The organism is Aerococcus viridans, from assembly GCF_001543285.1.
In the GTDB taxonomy this organism is placed as follows: Bacteria; Bacillota; Bacilli; order Lactobacillales; family Aerococcaceae; genus Aerococcus; species Aerococcus viridans.
Map to the genome: position 1 here is coordinate 807,175 of NZ_CP014164.1, position 19,570 is coordinate 826,744.

A 19,570-nucleotide genomic window follows, 5' to 3' on the forward strand; every position below is an offset into this window, starting at 1 on the left:
ATCAAGGTATATCGGCGGTTATTTTTGTTTTTAAGATTAAAAGTAGCAGAAAAGTAGCAAAAATATGGGCTTCTATGATGGATGGTGTTAGTAGATGCTATAATGACTGGTCAGAATAGGTAACTATGACGCTATCTATAATTAGCTTGGAAATCTCAAGATGTGCACGAAAAAGGAGGCTAGACTATTGTCCAACCTCCTTTTTTAATGTGTTATTGTCTAAACTATTTTACTTCGATAATTGCCGTTTTTTCATCGACTGAGCCGTCAGCGACTACTTCAACATTGTCATATTGATCGGCGTTTGTGATAATAACCATAACATCTGGATCATAACCAGCTTCTGTAATAACTGCTAAGTCAAAGCTTCCTAAAAGGTCACCTTTGTTTACTTGATCACCTTGTTTGACTTCACTTGTAAAGCCGTGACCGTTTAAATTCACAGTGTCGATACCAATATGGATTAAGACTTCTAAACCTGATTCACTGGCTAAACCATAAGCGTGGCCCGTTTTAGAAGCAATCGTTAAACTACCTGAAATGGGTGCATATACATTACCACTTGCGTCAGGAACGATGGCTAATCCTGGTCCCATCATACCTTGAGAGAATACGGGATCGTTAACATTTTCTAGGGCTGTGACCTTACCAGCAAGTGGTGCAACAATCGTCTTATCATCGCTTGCTAGGTCAGTACTTTCACCTGCTACAGTGTTTGTTTCTGAGGCAGGGGCTGTTTCTTCAGTTTCATGAGCAGCAACTACTTTTGCTTCTTTCTCTTTCTCAGCTTGGGTAGCTTTTGCCTCTTTTTTCGCAATAGATTTACCGTAAGTGTATGTGGCTACGAATGCAACAACGATAGATACGGCGATGGCAAGCATAAATGTTGGTATATAGCGAGGGATGATGGCAACGAAACCAATCACACCTGCAGGTCCTAATGACTGACTACGAACGTTAAAAATACCTAAAATGACTGAGGCGATACCTGAAGCGATTAACCCGATGAAGAATGGGTATTTCAATTTCAAGTTGACCCCGAACATGGCTGGTTCAGTAATCCCTAGCATGGCAGATAGAGATGATGATGTCGCTAAACCTTTAGTTTTTTCATTTTTGGTGATGAAGTATACGGCCAAGGTCGCTGCACCTTGAGCAACATTGGCTACTGATGCGATTGGGAAAATGAAGTTACCACCTGTAGTCGCAATATCTGCAATTAGGGCTGTTTCAATCGCTGGGAATGATTGGTGTAAGCCTGTTAGTACAATTGCTGAGTAGAATAGACCGAATACACCATAACCAAATGCCCCTAAGTAAGAAATAGCTTCTACAATACCGTTCAGTAATAAATCAGATAGGGTACGTAGGACTGGTCCTACTACTGTAAAGGTAATCATCCCTGTTAAGATGATGGTTAACATCGGTGTGAAGGTAAAGTCGATGGCATCTTTTAGATATTTATGGAAGAAGTTTTCCAATTTAGCTAGAATCCAAGCAACCCCAATAACAGGTAAAACTTGTCCTTGGTAACCAGCTTGGGCAATCTCTAAGCCAAAAATATTCCATACCGGCATTTCACCGGCTGCAATCACATTGGCCACGTCGTAACCATTGACTAGTTGTGGCATAACCATGATTAACCCCATGGTGGCACCTAGATAAGGGTTACCACCAAATCGTTTAGTAGCCGAGAAGGCAATTAAAACAGGTAGGAAGGCAAAGGCAGCAGAAGCGAACATGTTGATCATGTCAGCAAAATCTGCCCAGGCTGGGTACATAGCAACTAGGGCTTCAGGTCCAAATAAGTTTTCACTTGATAGGACGTTGTTGACTGCCATAATCAAACCACCGGCAGTTAGGGCTGGAATTAATGGAACGAAAATATCTGATAATACCTTAATGACTGCCATTACTGGGTTTTGTTTACCCTGATTTTTAGCCGTTTCTTTTACTTCCTCTTTGGATGCAGGCTTAATATCGGCGATTTTTGTATATTCCTCATATACCTTATTCACATCACCAGGTCCTACAATAATTTGATATTGACCGTTCGCTTGGAAGGTTCCTTTCAAGTCTGGGTCATTATCTAATGCTGATTGGTCAATCTTTGCTTCATCTTTCACCACTAAACGCAACCGTGTCGCACAGTGGGCTGCAGTCACAACATTGTCTTCCCCCAACGCTTGGTGGATACGTTTGGCAACTTCTTTATGATTCATGATATTTACCTCTTTTCTTCATATGTGCTTTTGAATTTAAGCGTTTTCATTTACTTGCTTAAAATTTTAACAGGCGTATGGCAATATGTCAAACGTTTGACAGAAAATATTTCATTTACATATTAATTCATTGAAAAATAGGGACATTTAATATGGAAACGCTTGCTATTTTTCCAAGATACACTTAAAATGATAGCATCATAAACACAAAAATGAGGATGCAAGTAATTCATCATTTATTAGGAGGATACACATGTCTTTTAAATTTCACAGCTTTAACAAAGCAGATCGATACCAAAACTATGCCGACTGGCCAGAGGACTATGTCACAGCACTCAATGAATTAGCGGACCAATCACCATGGCGCAACCACTTCCACCTGGAACCCAAAACCGGACTGATCAACGACCCAAACGGCTTTTCGTATATAAACGGAGAATGGCAACTTTTCTACCAATACTATCCCTTTGGCCCAGTTCACGGCCTAAAATCTTGGTACCGAGTAACCTCTAAAGACTTAATCCACTGGGAGGAAAAGGGGTTGGGACTGCTTCCTGACAGCGCCTTAGATACTCACGGTGCTTATTCAGGTTCAGCAACCGCTGATGGTGACAAGTTACGGTTATTTTATACAGGAAATGTGCGCGATGAAAATTGGGTTCGTCATCCAAAACAAAATACGGTTACCTTGGACCCTGAAACAGGCGCACTGGGTCAAAAAGAACTGATCATTGATGAAATTGACCAGGCGACTGACCACTTCCGTGACCCCATGTACTTTACAGCACACGGTAAATCATGGTTAGTGATAGGCGGTCAAAGAAAAGCTGACGAGCGGGGGACCTTGTATTTATACCAAGCAGCCCCGTCCAATCTGAATCAGTGGACTTACCACAGTGAATTAGCAATACCTCAAGCTGATTCTGCTTACATGTTTGAATGTCCAAATATCAACCAAGTGGACGGAAAAGTCTTTGTCACTTTCTGTCCCCAAGGAATCGACCAAGACCAGTTAACCTATCAAAATATCTATCCTAATGCTTACCTAGTTGCGGACGCTTTTACTGCAGAAGGGAAGTTGGAAAACCCTGGTCAATTACACAATTTAGACTACGGTTTTGATGTGTATGCCAGTCAATTGATTAATGCACCTGACGGGCGAGTGCTAGGCGTTTCCTGGTTAGGTCTACCGGAAATTGACTATCCAACGGACCAATATGGTTACCAAGGTGCCTTAAGCTTAGTCAAAGAATTTCGCATTCAAGATGGTCATTTATACCAATACCCAGTTGAAGAGACCTTGGCCTTAAGACAAGCGCCACAAGTCCTTTTTGACCATATTGAAATGGACCAAAACAACTACGAATATGCCTTTGAAGTAGCAGCGAATAAACAAGCGACCATTCAATTATATGCAGACGCAGACAAAAAACACTTTGTCACCTTATCCATTGATACAATTGATGGTAAAATAAAACTTGATAGAAGTGAGATGGGGACAATTTTTGCTGAAGACTTTGGCACAAGTCGAACGCTTGACCTAGCTGGCCAAGAAAAAGTGACAGTGAATGTCTTTGCGGATACATCTGTATTAGAGATTTTCGTGAACGATGGCGCTTATGTCATGTCTTCAAGAATTTTTACGCCATCTAACCAACACACACATATTTTTGCAGATGGAACTGACAACAACCTGGTATACCCTATGCAAAAATAATGAATAAGGGGGAAGAACCTTGCGGGCAAAGTTACAAGATGTAGCAGCTTTAGCTGGTGTTTCAGCAACAACAGTGAGCCGCGTCATTAATCAAAAGGGTTATTTATCCCAACAAACTATTGATAAAGTCCATGCAGCCATGAAAGAATTGAATTATTATCCAAATTCACTGGCGCGGAGTTTACAAGGCAAGTCGACCAAGTTGGTGGGCTTGATTTTTCCTAATATCGACACCATTTTTTACGCAGAATTGGTCAACCACCTGGAGCAAATCCTTTTTGCCAAGGGGTATAAGACCATCATTTGTAATAGCGAGCGAGATGCTGACAAGGAAGCTGAGTACTTGAATATGCTCCAATCCAACCAAGTGGAAGGGATTATTGCGGGGGCCCATAATTTGAATTATGCGGATTACGAGCGGGTGACTGCGCCTGTAATTTCTTTCGACCGGTATATCGGGGAAAATATTCCTATTGTGTCCTCTGATAACTATCTGGGCGGGAAGTTGGCGACAGAAACCTTACTTAAGGGGCAACCGACCAAGCCTTGGATGATTACTGGGGCCAATGATCCCAATTCGCCGACATATTTGCGTTACCAGGCTTTTATGGATGTGACCAAGGCCCATGGATTAGACGGTCAAATCACGAAGATTCCAAAGGACTTTTCTCAAATTAGAAAGCAATTGATAATCAAAGCTTTATTACTAGAAGAAACACCGGATGCCATTTTTTGCTCGGATGATTTGACGGCCATGTTGGTCATGAATACCGCCAGTGAATTGGGTGTGACAATTCCGGATGATTTAAAGTTGGTGGGCTATGACGGTACAGACTTTATCCAGTCCTATGTCCCGCAATTAACAACCATTGCCCAGCCCATTAAAGATTTGGCGGACTTATTAGTAGATGTCCTCTTGCAACAAATTGACCACTCGCTTGAGGTCAAGAAAGATGCGGATAATCGGTATATCCTGCCTATTAAATTAATTCCCGGGCAGACTGTCTAGTTTCTAGCTTATGACACATAGAAGGTGAAAAAATTGCCAGAAATTGTATTTAGAGCCATGGGAAACTACCATTAGCCTTGCCGTCGACCATGACCAAGCACCTGTATTACTTGCGGAAGCCAAGTGACGTTTATTGGATTATGAAAAACAGTTTTCTGCAAATGATCCTGGCAGCCTTTTGATGAAGGTTAATGCCAAGGCGGGGATTTCTCCTGTTCAAGTGGACCCATATCTTCAAGTTAATCGCCCTTGGAAATACTATTCTTTGCATTCAGACGTTAGTTTGAACATTGCAATCGGGCCAGGCCTTGTTGACGGAAGGGATCAAACCTTTTTATACGCTGTGACCATGGTGGGCACGGCCCATAACGAATAGAATTGCCTTTAAGAAGAAGTCTGACCAATGAGGCTTCTTTTTTTGTGGTCGCTTATTAGCGTGGGGTCTGGTAATTCTTTTTCAAAAGGGAAGGAATTATAGCCCTGGTGGAAGATTTTACCTGGTGAATTGTGCTAAAATAGGCTAGGTATAGGGGGTTGGATCTTTTGGACCAATTAGTGAATGAATTTATTACGTATATACAGCAAAATGAGATTGAAAAGGCCAATGTGGTTTTTGAAAAAATCTTAGGACAGCTTGAAAAAGAAGATGCCCAAGTTATGGCGCAAACGGGATACAGCCTGGCGCAATTAGGCTTTGTGGATTATGCCAATGAGATTTATACAGTGGGAGAAGACAGATTTCCTGAGGAAGATTCATGGATCTTATTGAAGGGTGAGTTAGCCCTAGATAATGGTCAAGTGGAAGAATCGATTGATGAGTTATTGAAAATTACGCCAGAGAGTCCCTTGTATGTGGATGCTTTGTTATTACAGGCGGATGCTTATCAAATGTATAATTTGCCGGAAGTGGCCTTGGTCAAATTGAGTGAAGCGCGGGAATTAGCGCCAAACCAACCGGTGATTTTATATGGGATTGCGGAATTACGGTTCCAACAGGGTGAATTCCAACAAGCCTTGCCGTTATATGAGCGGTTATTGCAGTCTGAGGAGACGCCAGAATCTTTATTTGAAACTATTGAAGCCCATTTTGCTTATGCTAAGGCGGCAACGGGGGACTTTGAAGAAGCCATTGAATTAATTGAAGCGACACCTGAAAATGATCGGACAGATGAGCAACAAGAACAATTAGCCTTCTATTATGTGGAAACAGAAAACTTTGAAAAAGCCAATACCATTTTAGAGGCCTTGTATGAAGACGATAAATTATCGGACGGGTTACTAGCGGTTTTTGCTCAAGTGAAGAATGCCTTTCATGACCATGATGGGGCTTTGGAGATGATCGACAAGGCTATTTTGGTGAACCCATATGAAGCTCGTTTGTATTTCCAAAAGGCTGAATTTGCTCAACAAATTGGAAACCGGGAAACGGCTCGAGAGGCTTTGGAATTGGCTTTAGATATCGATCCTGACTACGGCCAGGCTTTAGTATTGCTACTGCAATTATTGATTGATGACGAGGACTACGGAACAGCCCGAGCCTTGATTCAAGATATGGATGAAAAAGGGATCGAGTTTGACCGTTATGTTTGGATGAAGGCTAAAGTCTTCCAAGAGTTAGAAGAATTTGACTTTGCTAACCAAGCCTACACCGATGCTTACCCACAGTTGAAAGAAGATATGTCCTTCTTACATGACTATTTCGACTTTTTACGAGAAGCAGGGGACTGGCACCGAATTGAAGCAATCTTTAAAGAACAAAGTGACTTAGCCCAAAGACCAGACTTCCAAGATGTTTATGAAAGTTTACAAGATTGGTTGGCTGAAAACGAAGGTTTTTAAACAAAATACGAGGATACATACGAGTGAGATTACATGAACCATAGTGAATGAGAATTTGAGGAGGCGGGAATATGCGCGTATTAGTAACAGGATTTTTAGGTAGAATGGGTTCCACAGCCGCCAACATGGTCATTAACCATGAAGGATTTGAATTGGTGGCTTTAGCCAATAATGATTTAAACAAGCAAGCAGACCGAGTAGCTGAATGGTCAGATAAGGCGCCAATTTTTGAAAGCATTCAAGATGCGATTAGCCAAGTTGATATTGATGTAGCCATCGACTTTACGATTCCAGCTGCAGCTTATCAAAATACCAAATACTATATTGAACATGATATCCACCCAGTAGTTGGTACAACTGGTTTTACCGATGCAGAAATTGAAGAATTAACGGCTTTATCTGAAGCAAAAAAATTGGGTGGTTTAATTGCACCGAATTTCGCCATTGGGTCAGTATTGATGCAAGTCTTCTCAGCTAAGGCGGCTAAATATTTACCAGACGTTGAAATTACTGAAATTCATCATAATCAAAAATTGGATGCCCCAAGTGGTACGGCCGAAAAAACAGCTAAATTAATTTATGAAGCACGCGGCGAGCATGTTTCTGGACATCCAGATGAAACAGAATCAATGCTAGGCGCACGTGGCGCTGATTTCCACGGCATCCGCATCCATTCATTACGTTTGCCAGGCTACAACTCACACCAAATCGTACAATTCGGCGGTGTTGGGGAAGCCTTAACTATCCGTCAAGATTCATTCGACCGTAACTCATACATGCCCGGCGTAGCGTTGGCAGTTGAAAAAGTGGGCGAATTAGACGGTTTAATCTATGGTTTGGAGCACTTATTAGATGACTAATAGCCAAGAATTTACCAAAGCAGCACCTATTATTCATACCCTCAATGAGGCTGGCTACGAGGCTTACTTTGTGGGTGGGGCTGTGCGGGACTTGCTATTAGACTTGCCCATCCATGATGTAGATATTGCCACCTCTGCCTATCCAGCTGAAGTTCAAGCCTTGTTCCCGCGTCATTTTGATGTGGGCTTAGATCATGGGACGATTATGGTCTGGTTTGAAGGTGAAACCTATGAAATCACTACCTTTAGAACCGAATCGACCTATCAAGATTACCGTCGCCCGGACAAGGTAACCTTTGTTCAAAACTTAGAAGAAGACCTATTACGCCGTGACTTTACCATTAATGCCTTGGCCATGAATCCTGACCACAAGATAGTGGATTATTTCCATGGGCAAAAGGATTTAGCTGATAAAGTTATCCGGGCTGTGGGTAATCCACATGACCGGTTTAATGAAGATGGTCTCCGCATGATGCGAGGCGTTCGCTTTGCTAGTCAACTTGACTTTCAAATTGCGCCAGAAACCCTAGTAGCAATCGCTGAAAACGCTGGGATTTTAGTTCATATTGCAGTTGAACGAATTGCGGTTGAAATGAATAAACTGTGGATTGGTGTCAATTGGCACAAAGGATTAGACTATTTTCTTGAAACAGATTTAATTCAGTATGTACCCTATTTAGCGGATTACAAAGCTGTTTTCACAGATTTACTAGATTATACGAGTGACCAAGTCCAAATCCCAAATGAAAACTTTGCCTGGGCCTTATTCTTCTGGCGGGCCTTTGAACGAAATGGTAAGGAAGATTTGGCGGCCATTCAACAGCAAGTCCGCGAATTCACCAAGGCTTGGAAAATGTCTAACAAAGCCCAAAAGGATATCCTTGCTTACTTAGATATCTTGATTTACCGGGCCCAAGCAGCTGAATGGACCCTAGCTGATTTATACGGCCGTGACCCAGATCAACTTGTCTTAGTGGAAGGTTTTATCGAAGCACAGCAAGCAGCTGGTCAAAAAAGTTTTAAAGCTATTTTCAACCAGTCAAAAGTCCAAACTGTTCAGGACTTATTTGACCAACTACCGATTCACTCATTACGTGATTTAGCTATCAATGGTCAAGATATTGTTCAAGAAATCAATCCAAGAAATAAACGGGCTATCGGGCAAATGCTACAGTTTTTAGAGCAAGCTGTTGTGGCCCAAGATGTGGTGAATGACCGAGCGGCCTTATTGGCTTATCTAGATACCCATCATGATCAAATAAACGAAATTTAATTGTAGGAAGGTGTTAGAAGTGACAACCACTTATGCGGTTCTGGACTTAGAAACAACAGGATCTACATATGATAACGGTGACCGCATTATTCAAATTGGGGTAGCCTTTGTTCAGAACGGGCAGGTTGTGGATCAATTTGCTACGGATATCTTTCCTAACCAAGAAATTCCACGTGAAATTACTAAGTTGACCGGGATTACCAATGAACAAGTCAAGCGGGCGCCAAAGTTTGAAGCAGTTGCAGAAATCCTTTGGCAAAAGCTTTCCAACACGGTCATTGTTGCCCATAATATTGGCTTTGATTACAAATTTTTAGACAAGAGCTTCCAAGCTCACGGTTACCCAGCTATGACCCATGACCGGGTAGATACTGTGGAAATGGTGCGGACCCTTTTCCCAACGGCAGATTCCTATAAACTTGGTGAATTCTGTCTAGCCCACGGCATCCAACTTGAAAATGCCCATACGGCCATTGATGATGCAGTGGCAACCGCCCATATTTTGATTATGTGTCAGGAAAAAGTAGCCACCATGCCAGTCGAGTTATTCGCCCAACTTCAGCCATTCTTACATTATTTTATCGGGCAAACCGGCGACTACATGGCCTTATGGTTTAAAGACCACAAGGGGGCCAAACGTCCTTGCGAATACATCGCGCCATTTGTCTTGAATCCAAAATCAGCCAATTTTCATATTTTTCCTGCTGGCTTTGGGACAAAAGAAGCTAGCTATTTACAAGCTGATGATTTAAAGGTGATTGAAGCCAATCACGGGGTAAGCTTAGCGCCCCTTCAAAAGACCATGGTCAAAGATGTAGCACCATTTTTTCATGAGCAAGCGACCACTTCTACAGACACGAATAAAAGACCTAAATACGCCTTTCTAACGGCCAATGCAGGAGTAGGAAAATCCTTGGCCTACGTGGTATCGGCCTTATCAGCTGATGATACGGCTAGTCAACAAAACGGGGCTAAGTCTGGGGTAAATAACTGGCAAACTCAAGTGGTCATTTCAACCTCAACAGTGATCTTACAGCACCAGTTCTTGGATAAAACCGTCCAATTAGCGGCCAATTTATTAGGAAAACCCTTGAAAACAGTTATTTTAAAAGGGCAAAACCACTTTATCCAATTGACGAAATTGCAGAAATACACTCAACAGTTAAAGCAACATCCAGAAGCGGCCTTAAAACGAGATGTCTTAATTTCAGTGGCCCTTTTTGTCTGGTTGCATGAAACCGAAACAGGTGACTTGCATGAACTGAATCCTGGCTTGAACAATGAGGTCTACTGGCAAAATGTCAACCGCCAATCAAAAGGCAGCCGAAATGATGAAATTCAAAAGTGGGCAGAATATGCTTTCTATGAGCGACATGTGACGGAAGCCAAGTCTGCAGACATCGTGATTTTAAACCACGCTTACTTTGTCTACCATTACCAAGATTTAATTGACCAAGCTATTTTGACAGAAAAAGCTAAGGTCATTATTGACGAATGCCATCAATTACCAGTCACCGTCCACCAACAACAGATTAAGACCCTCCAATCGAAAGAGGTGGAGGAAACTTTGACGGCGATGGAACGAATGGTGCACCGGTTGATGGACAAGGTAGTCTCCAACAATGTGAAAATCCAGGCAGTCGACAAACTCTACCATGTAGAGAAAAATTTGCAGGAAGCCTGGGACAATTTAGACCGGTTCATCGATCAAATTTCGGATAAATTCCAAACCAAGTCTTACTACCAACGGCATACGGCGCAAAAGTCCTATTATATTGCCTATGACTATTATCTAGTAGCCAATTGGCGTGAATCGGCGCAAAAGGCAGTTACAGCCATGTCTAAGATGGTATCACCTTTGAAGGTCATTGCGAGACAGCTTTACCAAATGGAAATTTTGACCAAGCGGGCCTACCAGCAAATACTTGGCCAGTTAAACCAGTACGATTACGCAATTCAAATCTGGCTAGAAACAACTAAATCAAGTGAAAATTATTATGCGGACTTACAAGTCAACTTCGGCAAACACAATGTCCAAGTGACCATTGACCGCAAATTGTACACCAGTCAGTCTCATTTAGCGGCTATTTTCCAAGCGATTCCAAGCAAAATGTTATTGGTATCGGCGTCACTTGAGATCGTCCGGTCTAAAAATATGATCCAGTCATTATTTGGTATCGAGGACTTTGCCTGGTATTCTTTCATGGAAGATTCGTACACCCAGCAATTTGTCCAAGGCCGGAACCATCAAATTCGTGGCTATTACCTGGAAGATTTCCTCTCTATCGACAAATACAATGAAGACCAGGCTGCTATGGTGATTGCTGATTTGGTGGAAACCTTATGGACCAATCGCAAAACTATGCGGAAAATCCAAGTCTTCTTCCAGTCTAGGTCTTTGATGCGGGCAACGCAATTTGAAATGAAGCAGCGGATGGCTCGGTCTGACTATGGCAACCTGATTGTTCAAAACAATCAACGCAATCTAGACCGGTTAGCCCGTCAGTATGAAGACAGTTCACGAGCCATTTTATTCGCAGTGGCTAGTTTCCAAGAAGGGGTCCATCTCAATGCCAAAACGGACGCCTTTGTCCTAACCAGACTACCATTCTCAGCGCCAGGTACGCCAGATGAATTGGCCAAGCAAGATTATCTAAAATCACTGGGCGATAACTATTTTGATGATGTGGCCTTACCGGATATGTTAATGAATTTAACGCAAATCTTTGGCCGGATGGCCGCGTCGGGTAGCCAAGATGCTATCTTTATCTCACTCGATAAACGGTTAGAAAAGGCAGCATATGCTGACCAAATTGCTGATGTGATGCCGGATGCTCTAAACATGCAGACGGTAAAACTTCAGGAATTGAAGCGGATAGATTAAAAATATGTTAGAATAGACCTACAAAAGGGGCAAGAGATTATGAAACGCAAATTATTTTCCATTTTGATCGCCGTAATGGTGATTTATTTGGTAGGGTCCACCTATATTTACGCGAATTCGCAACAAATGGTGGCTAGTGCAGAAGCAGAAACGACGAAAGTCGCAAAGGATGCTGGCTTAACCAATATCACTGATTTTTATGTATTTAACAAAGATGAAACGTATTATACCGTTATGGGCGAAAACAGTGAAGGGCGCCAAGTTTATTTTGCCTACCAACCCGATACTGATTACCAGAAAATGGGCTTTGTAGATGAGATGGTTAACGAAGATAATGCCTTTTCACTGACAAGATACGAAATGCCTGATGTCAATGTAAGAACAGCCAACCTCGGTATCGAAAACGATACATTCGTGTGGGAAGTTTCATTCACAGATGCAGACGGCCGTCTCGGCTACCATTACATCAATGCAACAACTGGTGAATGGTACGAAACCATCAACGACTTATAGGAGGAATGAGGCTATGGAATTAGCAAATAGAATTAAAAAAATGCAGGGGTCACAAACATCAGCTGCTGCAGCTAAGGCTCGTGCACTACAAGCACAAGGAATTGACGTCATCTCACTAGCAGTAGGGGAACCAGATTTTAATACCCCAGACTATATCCTAGAACAAGTAAAAGAGGATATGTCTGCAGGGCGCGGTCACCATTACACCGATTCAACAGGGATTACACCTTTAAAGCAAGCCATCATTGACTATCATGCTGAATATGACAAGGTCAACTACACGTTAGATCAAGTCTTTATTGCCGATGGGGCGAAGATGGTCCTTTATTACACTTTCCAATCCCTATTAAACGAGGGGGACGAAGTCTTAATTCCAGCACCTTACTGGGTGAGCTACGTGGACCAAGTGAAGATGGCAGACGGGGTACCCGTGATTTTTGAAACATTATCAAGTGATAACTTTAGAATCACCCCAGAATTGTTAGACCAACATGTGACTGACAAAACAAAATTACTAGTCTTAAATACACCGTCAAACCCAACAGGGGCGATTATGAGTGAAGAAGACGCACGCGCAGTAGCCCAATACTGTTTAGACCACAACATCCTAGTGGTTGCCGATGAAATTTACTACCGTTTAGTCTACAACGGTCATCAAGCACAATCGATTGCAGCTATTTCACCGGAAGTTAAAGAAAATACAATCGTGATTAATGGTTTCTCAAAAGCCTATGCGATGACAGGTTGGCGTTTAGGCTATGCCTTAGCGGACAATAAATATGTTGGCGCTTTTGCTAAATTGGCTAGTCAAATCAACTCAAACCCGGCAGGTATCAGTCAATTTGCAGCCTTAGCTGCCTTAACTGGTCCTCGTGAAGAGGCCGTTGAAGCCATGCGTAAAGAATTTGAAAACCGCCTAAATGCGGCCTACGAAGAAGTATTAACGATTCCGGGCTTTAGGTTAGATTTCAAACCGCAAGGGGCATTTTACCTATTCCCAGATGCAACTGAAACTGCTAGATTATGTGGCTATGAATCAGTAACTGACTTAGCCAATGCCTTCATCGATGAAGCACATGTTGTTGGTGTGCCTGGTGTGGCCTTTGGAAAGGCAGACCATATTCGTTTTTCATACGCAACCAACGAAGAAACATTTGCAGAAGCAATGAAACGTATCCGTGAATTTGTTCAAGGGAAAATGGCTAAATAATAGACGCAATTTTTATCTGATAAAATGTGCATTAAAAAAGTTAGGTTACTTTATAGACCTAACTTTTTTGTATTATAATAGACGCGATAGCATTCGAGCAGACGGGCTATTTTTCAAGAAATGAATAACACGTCGGTAGATGAAATAGACAAGTAAGAAAAACGATGAAAGAAGGGTGACGCATGCAAAGAGAATACTATACAGTCCTACGCAACCGCATTTTAGAATCCTACCACCGGTTGAACATCTCAAATGAAGAAATGATGCTTTTAATCCACTTTCTAACTTTCCAACAAGCAGGGGAAGACTTTCCAGCTATTTCCCTGATTGGTCGGCGGATGAATGTAAAAGACCAACAACTTTATGACATGATTCAGTCTTTAATTGAACGAGGCTTTCTAAGTATTCCATCTTATAAGAATGACCAAGGCAAATCGGTGGAGTATTATTCCTTGGATCCTCTCTACCAGAAAATCACGCAATTGGATGAAATAGACGAAAGTGAACGATTTAAAGAAGCCAAAGCTACCAAAGAGGGCGAAGTGTTCGACATGATTCAAGTCGAATTTGGTCGTCAATTATCGCCAATTGAATATCAAAAGATTAGTGATTGGTTCAAGAAAGACGGTTATGACCCAGATGTTGTCAAGGAAGCCTTGAAGGAATCCGTCTTAAACAATGCCTATTCCTTGAATTATATGGACCGGATCTTATTAAACTGGTCTAAACGTAAACAAACCCAAGCGAATGATTCAGCAGGTTTCAGTAAACAAAAAGCGCAAAACCAAGACCTCCCACCGGTACCAGTCACCAAATGGTTAAATAAATAATTCTTTAGAAAAATCATTTAATATGCAAGAGGGAGGATTAGCCGTGACCAAATTACCTTTAAAAACAAAAGCAGAAACGATTGCTATACTGGATGAGTTAGATAAACTATACCCCAATCCAAAAACCATGTTGGATTATCAAACCCCATTCCAATTAGTGATAGCGGTTCTGATGTCCGCGCAAACGACTGATGTGGCGGTCAATAAAGTGACACCCAACTTATTTGCCAAGTACCCGGATCCAGACCATATGGCTGAAGCAGAATTAGAGGACCTTGAATCCTATATCAAAACAATTGGCCTCTACCATAACAAGGCCAAGAATATGAAGAAGACAGCAATCATGATTCGTGATGAATTCAATGGACAGGTACCCAAAACTCGGGAAGAACTGATTCAATTACCGGGTGTAGGTCGGAAAACAGCCAACGTCGTCTTAAGTGAAGCCTTTGGAATCCCAACAATCGCGGTCGATACCCACGTAGAACGGGTGACCAAACGGATGGGTATTGTCGACCCGGATGCTAGCGTTAGACAAACGGAAGAAACTTTGATGGCGAAAATCCCTCAAGACAGATGGCGGGATGCCCACCACCAGTTCATTTATTTTGGTCGAGAATACTGCACTGCCCGTAATCCTAAATGTGTATCTGACCCGAGGATTACTTTCTGTGAATGTCGAAAGCTCAAATAAATATCACATTTTTGAAGGCCAAATGAGAGAGTTATTTAGAGGCCGTCACTTGATAAATATTTTGAATTTGGGTATATTTATGAACAATGAAATGAAAGAGAAGGTGAAAACATGCCTGCAGAACATGACGGGACGCAAACAGCTGAAAGTTTACATGCCTTACGTGTCCATTTAAAAGGGAGTCAATACATCCTTGAAGTGCTTAAAAAAGATATGCGTAAGAAAGGTTTAAGTGAAAACGAGTTTACCGTCCTAGAGTTACTATATAATCGTGGTCAACAACCCATCCAACAAATTGGTAAACGTATCCTTATTCCATCATCAAGCTTAACTTATGTGATTGATCGCTTAGAGGATAAGGGTTTTGTTGAACGTACGCATAACCCTGAAGACCGTCGAGTGATCTATGCTAAAATTACAAAACTAGGCCGCGAGAAAATGGCAGAAGTTTTCCCCGGACACAGTCAATTAATCGCTGATATGTTCCAAGAATTTAGCGCTGAAGATGTAGAAACGTTTATTCATTTAACCAAAAAACTAGGCTTTACAGCCCAAAAAATGCTAGAAAAATAAGAGGTGTGAAAAAAGCCGTTAAGAATCATTGTGCTGGACCAAAAGGGGAACAATTACTTGTGCGTAATTGGCGTATTATGGGAAGCATCGGAAGCCTTTGCCTTTTTTGAACCTGATATTAGGATGAATAGGATTTAATATGGAGAAGTTTATCGATATGATAGCTTCTCCTTTTTCTCGTCATCGATTATTGGTGAGCTTGGCCAAGATTTTCACATGTTGCAAAGTGTACGAATATGATATGATTATACAGAATGATTGGGGTGTTGAAATGAAGGAAATAATTCATTTTTATCATACAAATGACTGGCATTCTCACTTGGAGAACTGGCCAAAATTTTTACGTTATTATCAAACACAGGCGGATAAACATCAAAGTGAAGGCGAAGCCCATTTTCTTTTTGATATAGGTGATGCAGTTGACCGCCAACATCCTCTAATAGAAGCTAGTCAGGGGCAAAATATGATGATCTTGATGAATGAAATTGGGGTAGATGTTGCGACAATTGGCAACAACGAAGGGATTGGAAGTCAGCATGATATCCTAGACAACCTGTATGAACAGGCTGATTTTCCTGTTGTTTTAGGCAATATTTTCGATAAAGAAAGTGGCCTACCACCCAAATATACCCAAGACTACACCATGATTCAAACCAATCAGGGCAGTCGGTTTGCGGTATTTGGCATGACGGCCCCATTTGAAATTTCTTATAGCGTAGTTGGCTGGGACCCGATTGATCCACTCTTGAGCATCGCACGTGTATTAAAGGACATCAAGGCAAATGAAACTTTTGATGGTATTCTGCTACTGAGTCATCTCGGTTTACCAGCAGACCGCCAAATCGCTGAGCAATTTCCAGAAATCTTGGCTATTTTCGGTGCCCACACCCACCACGTTTTACCTGAAGGTGAGTGGGTCGGCCACACACTATTAACTGGTGGCGGTAAATACGGGCAATTTATGGGCCATCTAACCCTTGAAATTAATAAAGTTGAAGGGCATTTATATACCCCTGGCAAAATGGCCACAGATGCGCAACAAGCTAACCCGATTATCGATTATGCACGCTATTTCAAATTGGACGAAGAATTGATCGCTTCTGACCGCATTTCTGCCTACGATGAAGACTATAACAAGGTAAATAGGTGGTTAGAAGAGGGCGAAAGCCAATTGAAAAACCAAATCGTTGGCCAATTACCTATCACTTTAACAGCGGATGAGAATCATTTTTCACCCTTACAATACGACACCTTATTGGCCATGAAAGCAGCCAGTGGTGCAGATATTGCTATGATTAATTCGGGCTTATTTCTACAAGGATTGCCTGCTGGGCCAGTATCCAAATATGATTTGCATAAGGCACTACCACATCCTATTCGCTTAATGATGGTCGAGTGTACAGTTTCAGAATATTTGAATCAAATATACCCGCAAATTGCAAGTCTCAGACCAGATTTGCAAGCTATGCCGATTAAAGGATCAGGATTTAGAGGGCGTATTTTTGGGCAATTAATGATCTTAGATAATGAAAACTTAGACCAACTTGCACCAGATCTACCTTTGAAAATCATTACAATCGACCACCTATTGTATTTGCCGTTTTTCACGGAACTAATCAATAAAAAACATTATTTATGGGGACAACCCTTTATACGAGAACTCATTGCGGATAAGATCCAGCAAACTAGTAGTCGCGATGAACCGCTATAGGTTAATTCATAGGCGCATAAGGCGTAAGGAGGTATGACATGTTAAGTCGTAAGAAACAAGAAGAATTAAGAGAACAACGGGCGAGTTTAAATTACCCCGTTGCGCAAATTAAACGTACGAGTCAAGAGACCTTAGAAATTAACGGGCAATCATTTGTGCTTGTAGATAATTACCGGGATGCTTTAGATATTGAAGCGTTGGCTGACCGGTATATGGATATTTTAGATATTTATGACTTTGTCGTGGGAGACTGGTCTTATGAACAATTACGGTTGAAAGGCTTCTTTGCTGATGATGCAAAAATTGGCTCATTAGAGCAAAAAATCAAGCATTTACCTGATTACCTACTAGAATACGGGAGTTTTGGGGCCGCTTATTTTGTGCTATTGCATGAACGGACTGGAGATGAAATCCAAAAACGAAATGAGGCCTTTTGGACACAACAAAAAGACCAAAACCAAGAATCGTCAAGAAGTAGACAAAACAAAAACCAATCACAAAGGTCAGCGAGTCGGAAATCTTACCAAGGGAAGAAAGCAGACAACCACCACCAATCATCTGGGCTAAAACAAAATAATGGGAAACAAAAACAGCGACGGTCAAACAAAAAGCATGAAAGTGCTAAAGGGCCATCTTTCTCAATCTCACAAAATAAAGAGTCAAATAAAAATACCGAAAATCAAAAGCCAGTGAAGCGAAAAGTCGTCACTAAACGCCAACATTCTTTTAGTATCAAGGAAAAGGGGGATAAAGCTTAGATGGATCTACAAGATAAAGTTTTCTTAATCGATTTAGATGGTACGATGTACCGTGGCGGACAACCGATAGCGGGTGCGAAGGACTTTATTGAACGCTTGATTGAAGATGGTATCCCATTTATGTTTGTGACCAACAACGCCATGCGTAAACACCAGGCAGCAGCTGATAATTTAAATAAAATTACGGGCTTAAATGTTGAGGCCAAACATTTCTACACCTCAGTGGATACCTTGCGCTTTATCCTTGCTGAAGATTTAACATCTGGCAAGCTGATAAAAGAAACAGGCAAAGCCTATGTCATCGGAATGGATTACTTAAAAGATGAAGTAGTGGACGCAGGCTTTGAATTGACTCAAAACGTCGACCAGGACCCATGCGATGTGGTGGTCGTTGGCCTTGACCAAGAAGTGACCTATCCACAATTCATTGAAGCCTCGATTGCAGTTCAAAGAGGTGCTGCTTTCTATCTCACTAACCCAGATCTACAATTCCCTTCAAACCGAGGATTTGTGCCAGGTGCTGGTGCCATCGGTCAAGTGATCGCTGCAGCCACACGGATTCACCCAACGGTTTGCGGAAAACCCAATGCCTTGATTATTGAAGGTGCCTTAGCCAAGATGGGCTATAGCAAAGACCAAGCCGTATTTTTAGGTGACAACTTAATGACAGATATATCAGCAGCAGAAAATGCTGGTATTGATTCGATATTTATTGAAACAGGGGTACATACAAGAAATGATCTAGAAGAATTTGGCGTGATGCCAACATTGGTGGTGGAAAATTATGAAGCACTCTTATCGACCTGGTAGTCGACTGCTAAATGAAACACGTTTATGTATAGGGATTCTTGCCCTATTGATATTCTTTATTACACTAGCGATTACAGTCACAATCGCAAACGTCCCCTTATTCATGGGGTCTCTATGGTTTTCAAAATCTTTTGAAACCGTCGATTTATCCTTTTGGACAGTTGTTGACAACTACTTACAACTGCTAGCCTATCTGAATTTTCCTTGGATAGATACCTTATCTATGTCAGACTTTCCGACCTCTGCCTCAGCAGCCTTTCATTTTATGGAAGTCAAGCACTTATTTTATTTAAATTATGGTGTGATGACGATTTCTGCCCTAATTGGCTTCTGTTCCTTACATAAATTGAAAGTTAGCCACAATTTGTGGCGCCTATACTGGCCCTTCAAGCAACTGAGATGGCTTCCAATCATTGTAATCATCTTACTCGTTTTTAATTTCAATACTATTTTTATCGCGTTTCATGAAATAGCCTTTAATAATGATGCTTGGTTATTTAACCCAGCCACAGATCCTATTATTCTCGTGCTCCATGAATCCTTCTTCTTATTATGCTTTGTATCTGTCTTTTTAATCTTGCAACTCGCTATTGAATGGGTTTATCGTATTGGGAAAAAGGACTTCAACCGTCAAATTTTAGGTATATAAAAACCAACCAAAAAGTGT

The 19,570-nt window shown here is 41.6% G+C and carries 17 protein-coding genes; 16 read left to right on the top strand and 1 reads right to left on the bottom strand.

Annotated elements, in window-relative coordinates; all coding sequences use genetic code 11:
• Positions 1–224: 224 nt before the first annotated feature.
• Positions 225–2,222, bottom strand: a complete 1,998-nt coding sequence (locus AWM76_RS03895; protein ID WP_003143419.1) for a sucrose-specific PTS transporter subunit IIBC — start codon at positions 2,220–2,222, stop codon at positions 225–227.
• A gap of 253 nt (positions 2,223–2,475) precedes the next feature.
• On the opposite strand from AWM76_RS03895, the gene AWM76_RS03900 reads away from it, so the two are divergent.
• From AWM76_RS03900 to AWM76_RS03975, 16 genes are all read left to right on the top strand, one after another.
• Positions 2,476–3,939, top strand: coding sequence for a sucrose-6-phosphate hydrolase (locus AWM76_RS03900; protein ID WP_003143418.1), 1,464 nt, complete (start codon positions 2,476–2,478; stop codon positions 3,937–3,939).
• A 19-nt stretch (positions 3,940–3,958) separates the two neighbouring features.
• A complete protein-coding gene (locus AWM76_RS03905; protein WP_003143416.1) occupies positions 3,959–4,948 on the top strand; it encodes a LacI family DNA-binding transcriptional regulator in 990 nt (329 codons plus the stop codon).
• 133 nt (positions 4,949–5,081) lie between these two features.
• The gene (locus AWM76_RS03910) at positions 5,082–5,324 is read left to right on the top strand and encodes a hypothetical protein (RefSeq protein ID WP_003143415.1); all 243 of its coding nucleotides are present in this window, start codon (positions 5,082–5,084) and stop codon (positions 5,322–5,324) included.
• Positions 5,325–5,491: 167 nt separating this feature from the next.
• Positions 5,492–6,787: a tetratricopeptide repeat protein gene (locus tag AWM76_RS03915; protein WP_106427332.1), complete on the top strand. Its 1,296-nt coding sequence runs from the start codon at positions 5,492–5,494 to the stop codon at positions 6,785–6,787.
• Positions 6,788–6,858: 71 nt separating this feature from the next.
• On the top strand, positions 6,859–7,647 hold the full coding sequence (gene dapB, locus AWM76_RS03920) for a 4-hydroxy-tetrahydrodipicolinate reductase (protein ID WP_003143413.1): 789 nt from the start codon (positions 6,859–6,861) through the stop codon (positions 7,645–7,647).
• Entirely contained in the window at positions 7,640–8,920 is a 1,281-nt protein-coding gene (locus AWM76_RS03925; RefSeq protein WP_003143412.1) for a CCA tRNA nucleotidyltransferase, read from the top strand. Before dapB ends, AWM76_RS03925 begins: the two co-directional genes overlap by 8 nt.
• A 19-nt stretch (positions 8,921–8,939) precedes the next feature.
• The gene (locus AWM76_RS03930) at positions 8,940–11,804 is read left to right on the top strand and encodes an exonuclease domain-containing protein (protein ID WP_106427331.1); all 2,865 of its coding nucleotides are present in this window, start codon (positions 8,940–8,942) and stop codon (positions 11,802–11,804) included.
• Positions 11,805–11,843: 39 nt separating this feature from the next.
• Positions 11,844–12,317, top strand: coding sequence for a cell wall elongation regulator TseB-like domain-containing protein (locus AWM76_RS03935; protein ID WP_003143410.1), 474 nt, complete (start codon positions 11,844–11,846; stop codon positions 12,315–12,317).
• 13 nt (positions 12,318–12,330) lie between these two features.
• Positions 12,331–13,527: a pyridoxal phosphate-dependent aminotransferase gene (locus AWM76_RS03940; protein ID WP_003143408.1), complete on the top strand. Its 1,197-nt coding sequence runs from the start codon at positions 12,331–12,333 to the stop codon at positions 13,525–13,527.
• A gap of 182 nt (positions 13,528–13,709) precedes the next feature.
• On the top strand, positions 13,710–14,357 hold the full coding sequence (locus tag AWM76_RS03945) for a DnaD domain protein (protein ID WP_003143407.1): 648 nt from the start codon (positions 13,710–13,712) through the stop codon (positions 14,355–14,357).
• Positions 14,358–14,379: 22 nt separating this feature from the next.
• The gene (gene nth / locus AWM76_RS03950) at positions 14,380–15,051 is read left to right on the top strand and encodes an endonuclease III (protein ID WP_003143406.1); all 672 of its coding nucleotides are present in this window, start codon (positions 14,380–14,382) and stop codon (positions 15,049–15,051) included.
• A gap of 111 nt (positions 15,052–15,162) precedes the next feature.
• On the top strand, positions 15,163–15,624 hold the full coding sequence (locus AWM76_RS03955; protein ID WP_003143404.1) for a MarR family winged helix-turn-helix transcriptional regulator: 462 nt from the start codon (positions 15,163–15,165) through the stop codon (positions 15,622–15,624).
• Positions 15,625–15,895: 271 nt separating this feature from the next.
• Positions 15,896–17,335 (top strand): bifunctional metallophosphatase/5'-nucleotidase, encoded by a 1,440-nt coding sequence (locus AWM76_RS03960; RefSeq protein WP_106427330.1) that lies wholly within the window; start codon positions 15,896–15,898, stop codon positions 17,333–17,335.
• Between the two features lie 38 nt (positions 17,336–17,373).
• On the top strand, positions 17,374–18,093 hold the full coding sequence (locus AWM76_RS03965; RefSeq protein ID WP_003143401.1) for a YutD family protein: 720 nt from the start codon (positions 17,374–17,376) through the stop codon (positions 18,091–18,093).
• Complete coding sequence (locus AWM76_RS03970; RefSeq protein WP_003143400.1) at positions 18,094–18,903, top strand: HAD-IIA family hydrolase; 810 nt, start codon at positions 18,094–18,096, stop codon at positions 18,901–18,903.
• Positions 18,878–19,552, top strand: coding sequence for a TIGR01906 family membrane protein (locus AWM76_RS03975; RefSeq protein WP_003143399.1), 675 nt, complete (start codon positions 18,878–18,880; stop codon positions 19,550–19,552). Before AWM76_RS03970 ends, AWM76_RS03975 begins: the two co-directional genes overlap by 26 nt.
• The last annotated feature ends 18 nt before the right edge of the window (positions 19,553–19,570 follow it).

Excerpts from the sequence above, each read along its gene's own strand:
- AWM76_RS03895 (WP_003143419.1), bottom strand. The coding sequence starts at position 2,222 with ATGAATCATAAAGAAGTTGCCAAACGTATCCACCAAGCGTTGGGGGAA.
- AWM76_RS03900 (WP_003143418.1), top strand. The coding sequence starts at position 2,476 with ATGTCTTTTAAATTTCACAGCTTTAACAAAGCAGATCGATACCAAAAC.
- dapB (WP_003143413.1), top strand. The coding sequence starts at position 6,859 with ATGCGCGTATTAGTAACAGGATTTTTAGGTAGAATGGGTTCCACAGCC.
- AWM76_RS03925 (WP_003143412.1), top strand. The coding sequence starts at position 7,640 with ATGACTAATAGCCAAGAATTTACCAAAGCAGCACCTATTATTCATACC.
- AWM76_RS03935 (WP_003143410.1), top strand. The coding sequence starts at position 11,844 with ATGAAACGCAAATTATTTTCCATTTTGATCGCCGTAATGGTGATTTAT.
- AWM76_RS03940 (WP_003143408.1), top strand. The coding sequence starts at position 12,331 with ATGGAATTAGCAAATAGAATTAAAAAAATGCAGGGGTCACAAACATCA.
- AWM76_RS03945 (WP_003143407.1), top strand. The coding sequence starts at position 13,710 with ATGCAAAGAGAATACTATACAGTCCTACGCAACCGCATTTTAGAATCC.
- nth (WP_003143406.1), top strand. The coding sequence starts at position 14,380 with ATGCAAGAGGGAGGATTAGCCGTGACCAAATTACCTTTAAAAACAAAA.
- AWM76_RS03955 (WP_003143404.1), top strand. The coding sequence starts at position 15,163 with ATGCCTGCAGAACATGACGGGACGCAAACAGCTGAAAGTTTACATGCC.
- AWM76_RS03960 (WP_106427330.1), top strand. The coding sequence starts at position 15,896 with ATGAAGGAAATAATTCATTTTTATCATACAAATGACTGGCATTCTCAC.
- AWM76_RS03965 (WP_003143401.1), top strand. The coding sequence starts at position 17,374 with ATGTTAAGTCGTAAGAAACAAGAAGAATTAAGAGAACAACGGGCGAGT.
- AWM76_RS03970 (WP_003143400.1), top strand. The coding sequence starts at position 18,094 with ATGGATCTACAAGATAAAGTTTTCTTAATCGATTTAGATGGTACGATG.
- AWM76_RS03975 (WP_003143399.1), top strand. The coding sequence starts at position 18,878 with ATGAAGCACTCTTATCGACCTGGTAGTCGACTGCTAAATGAAACACGT.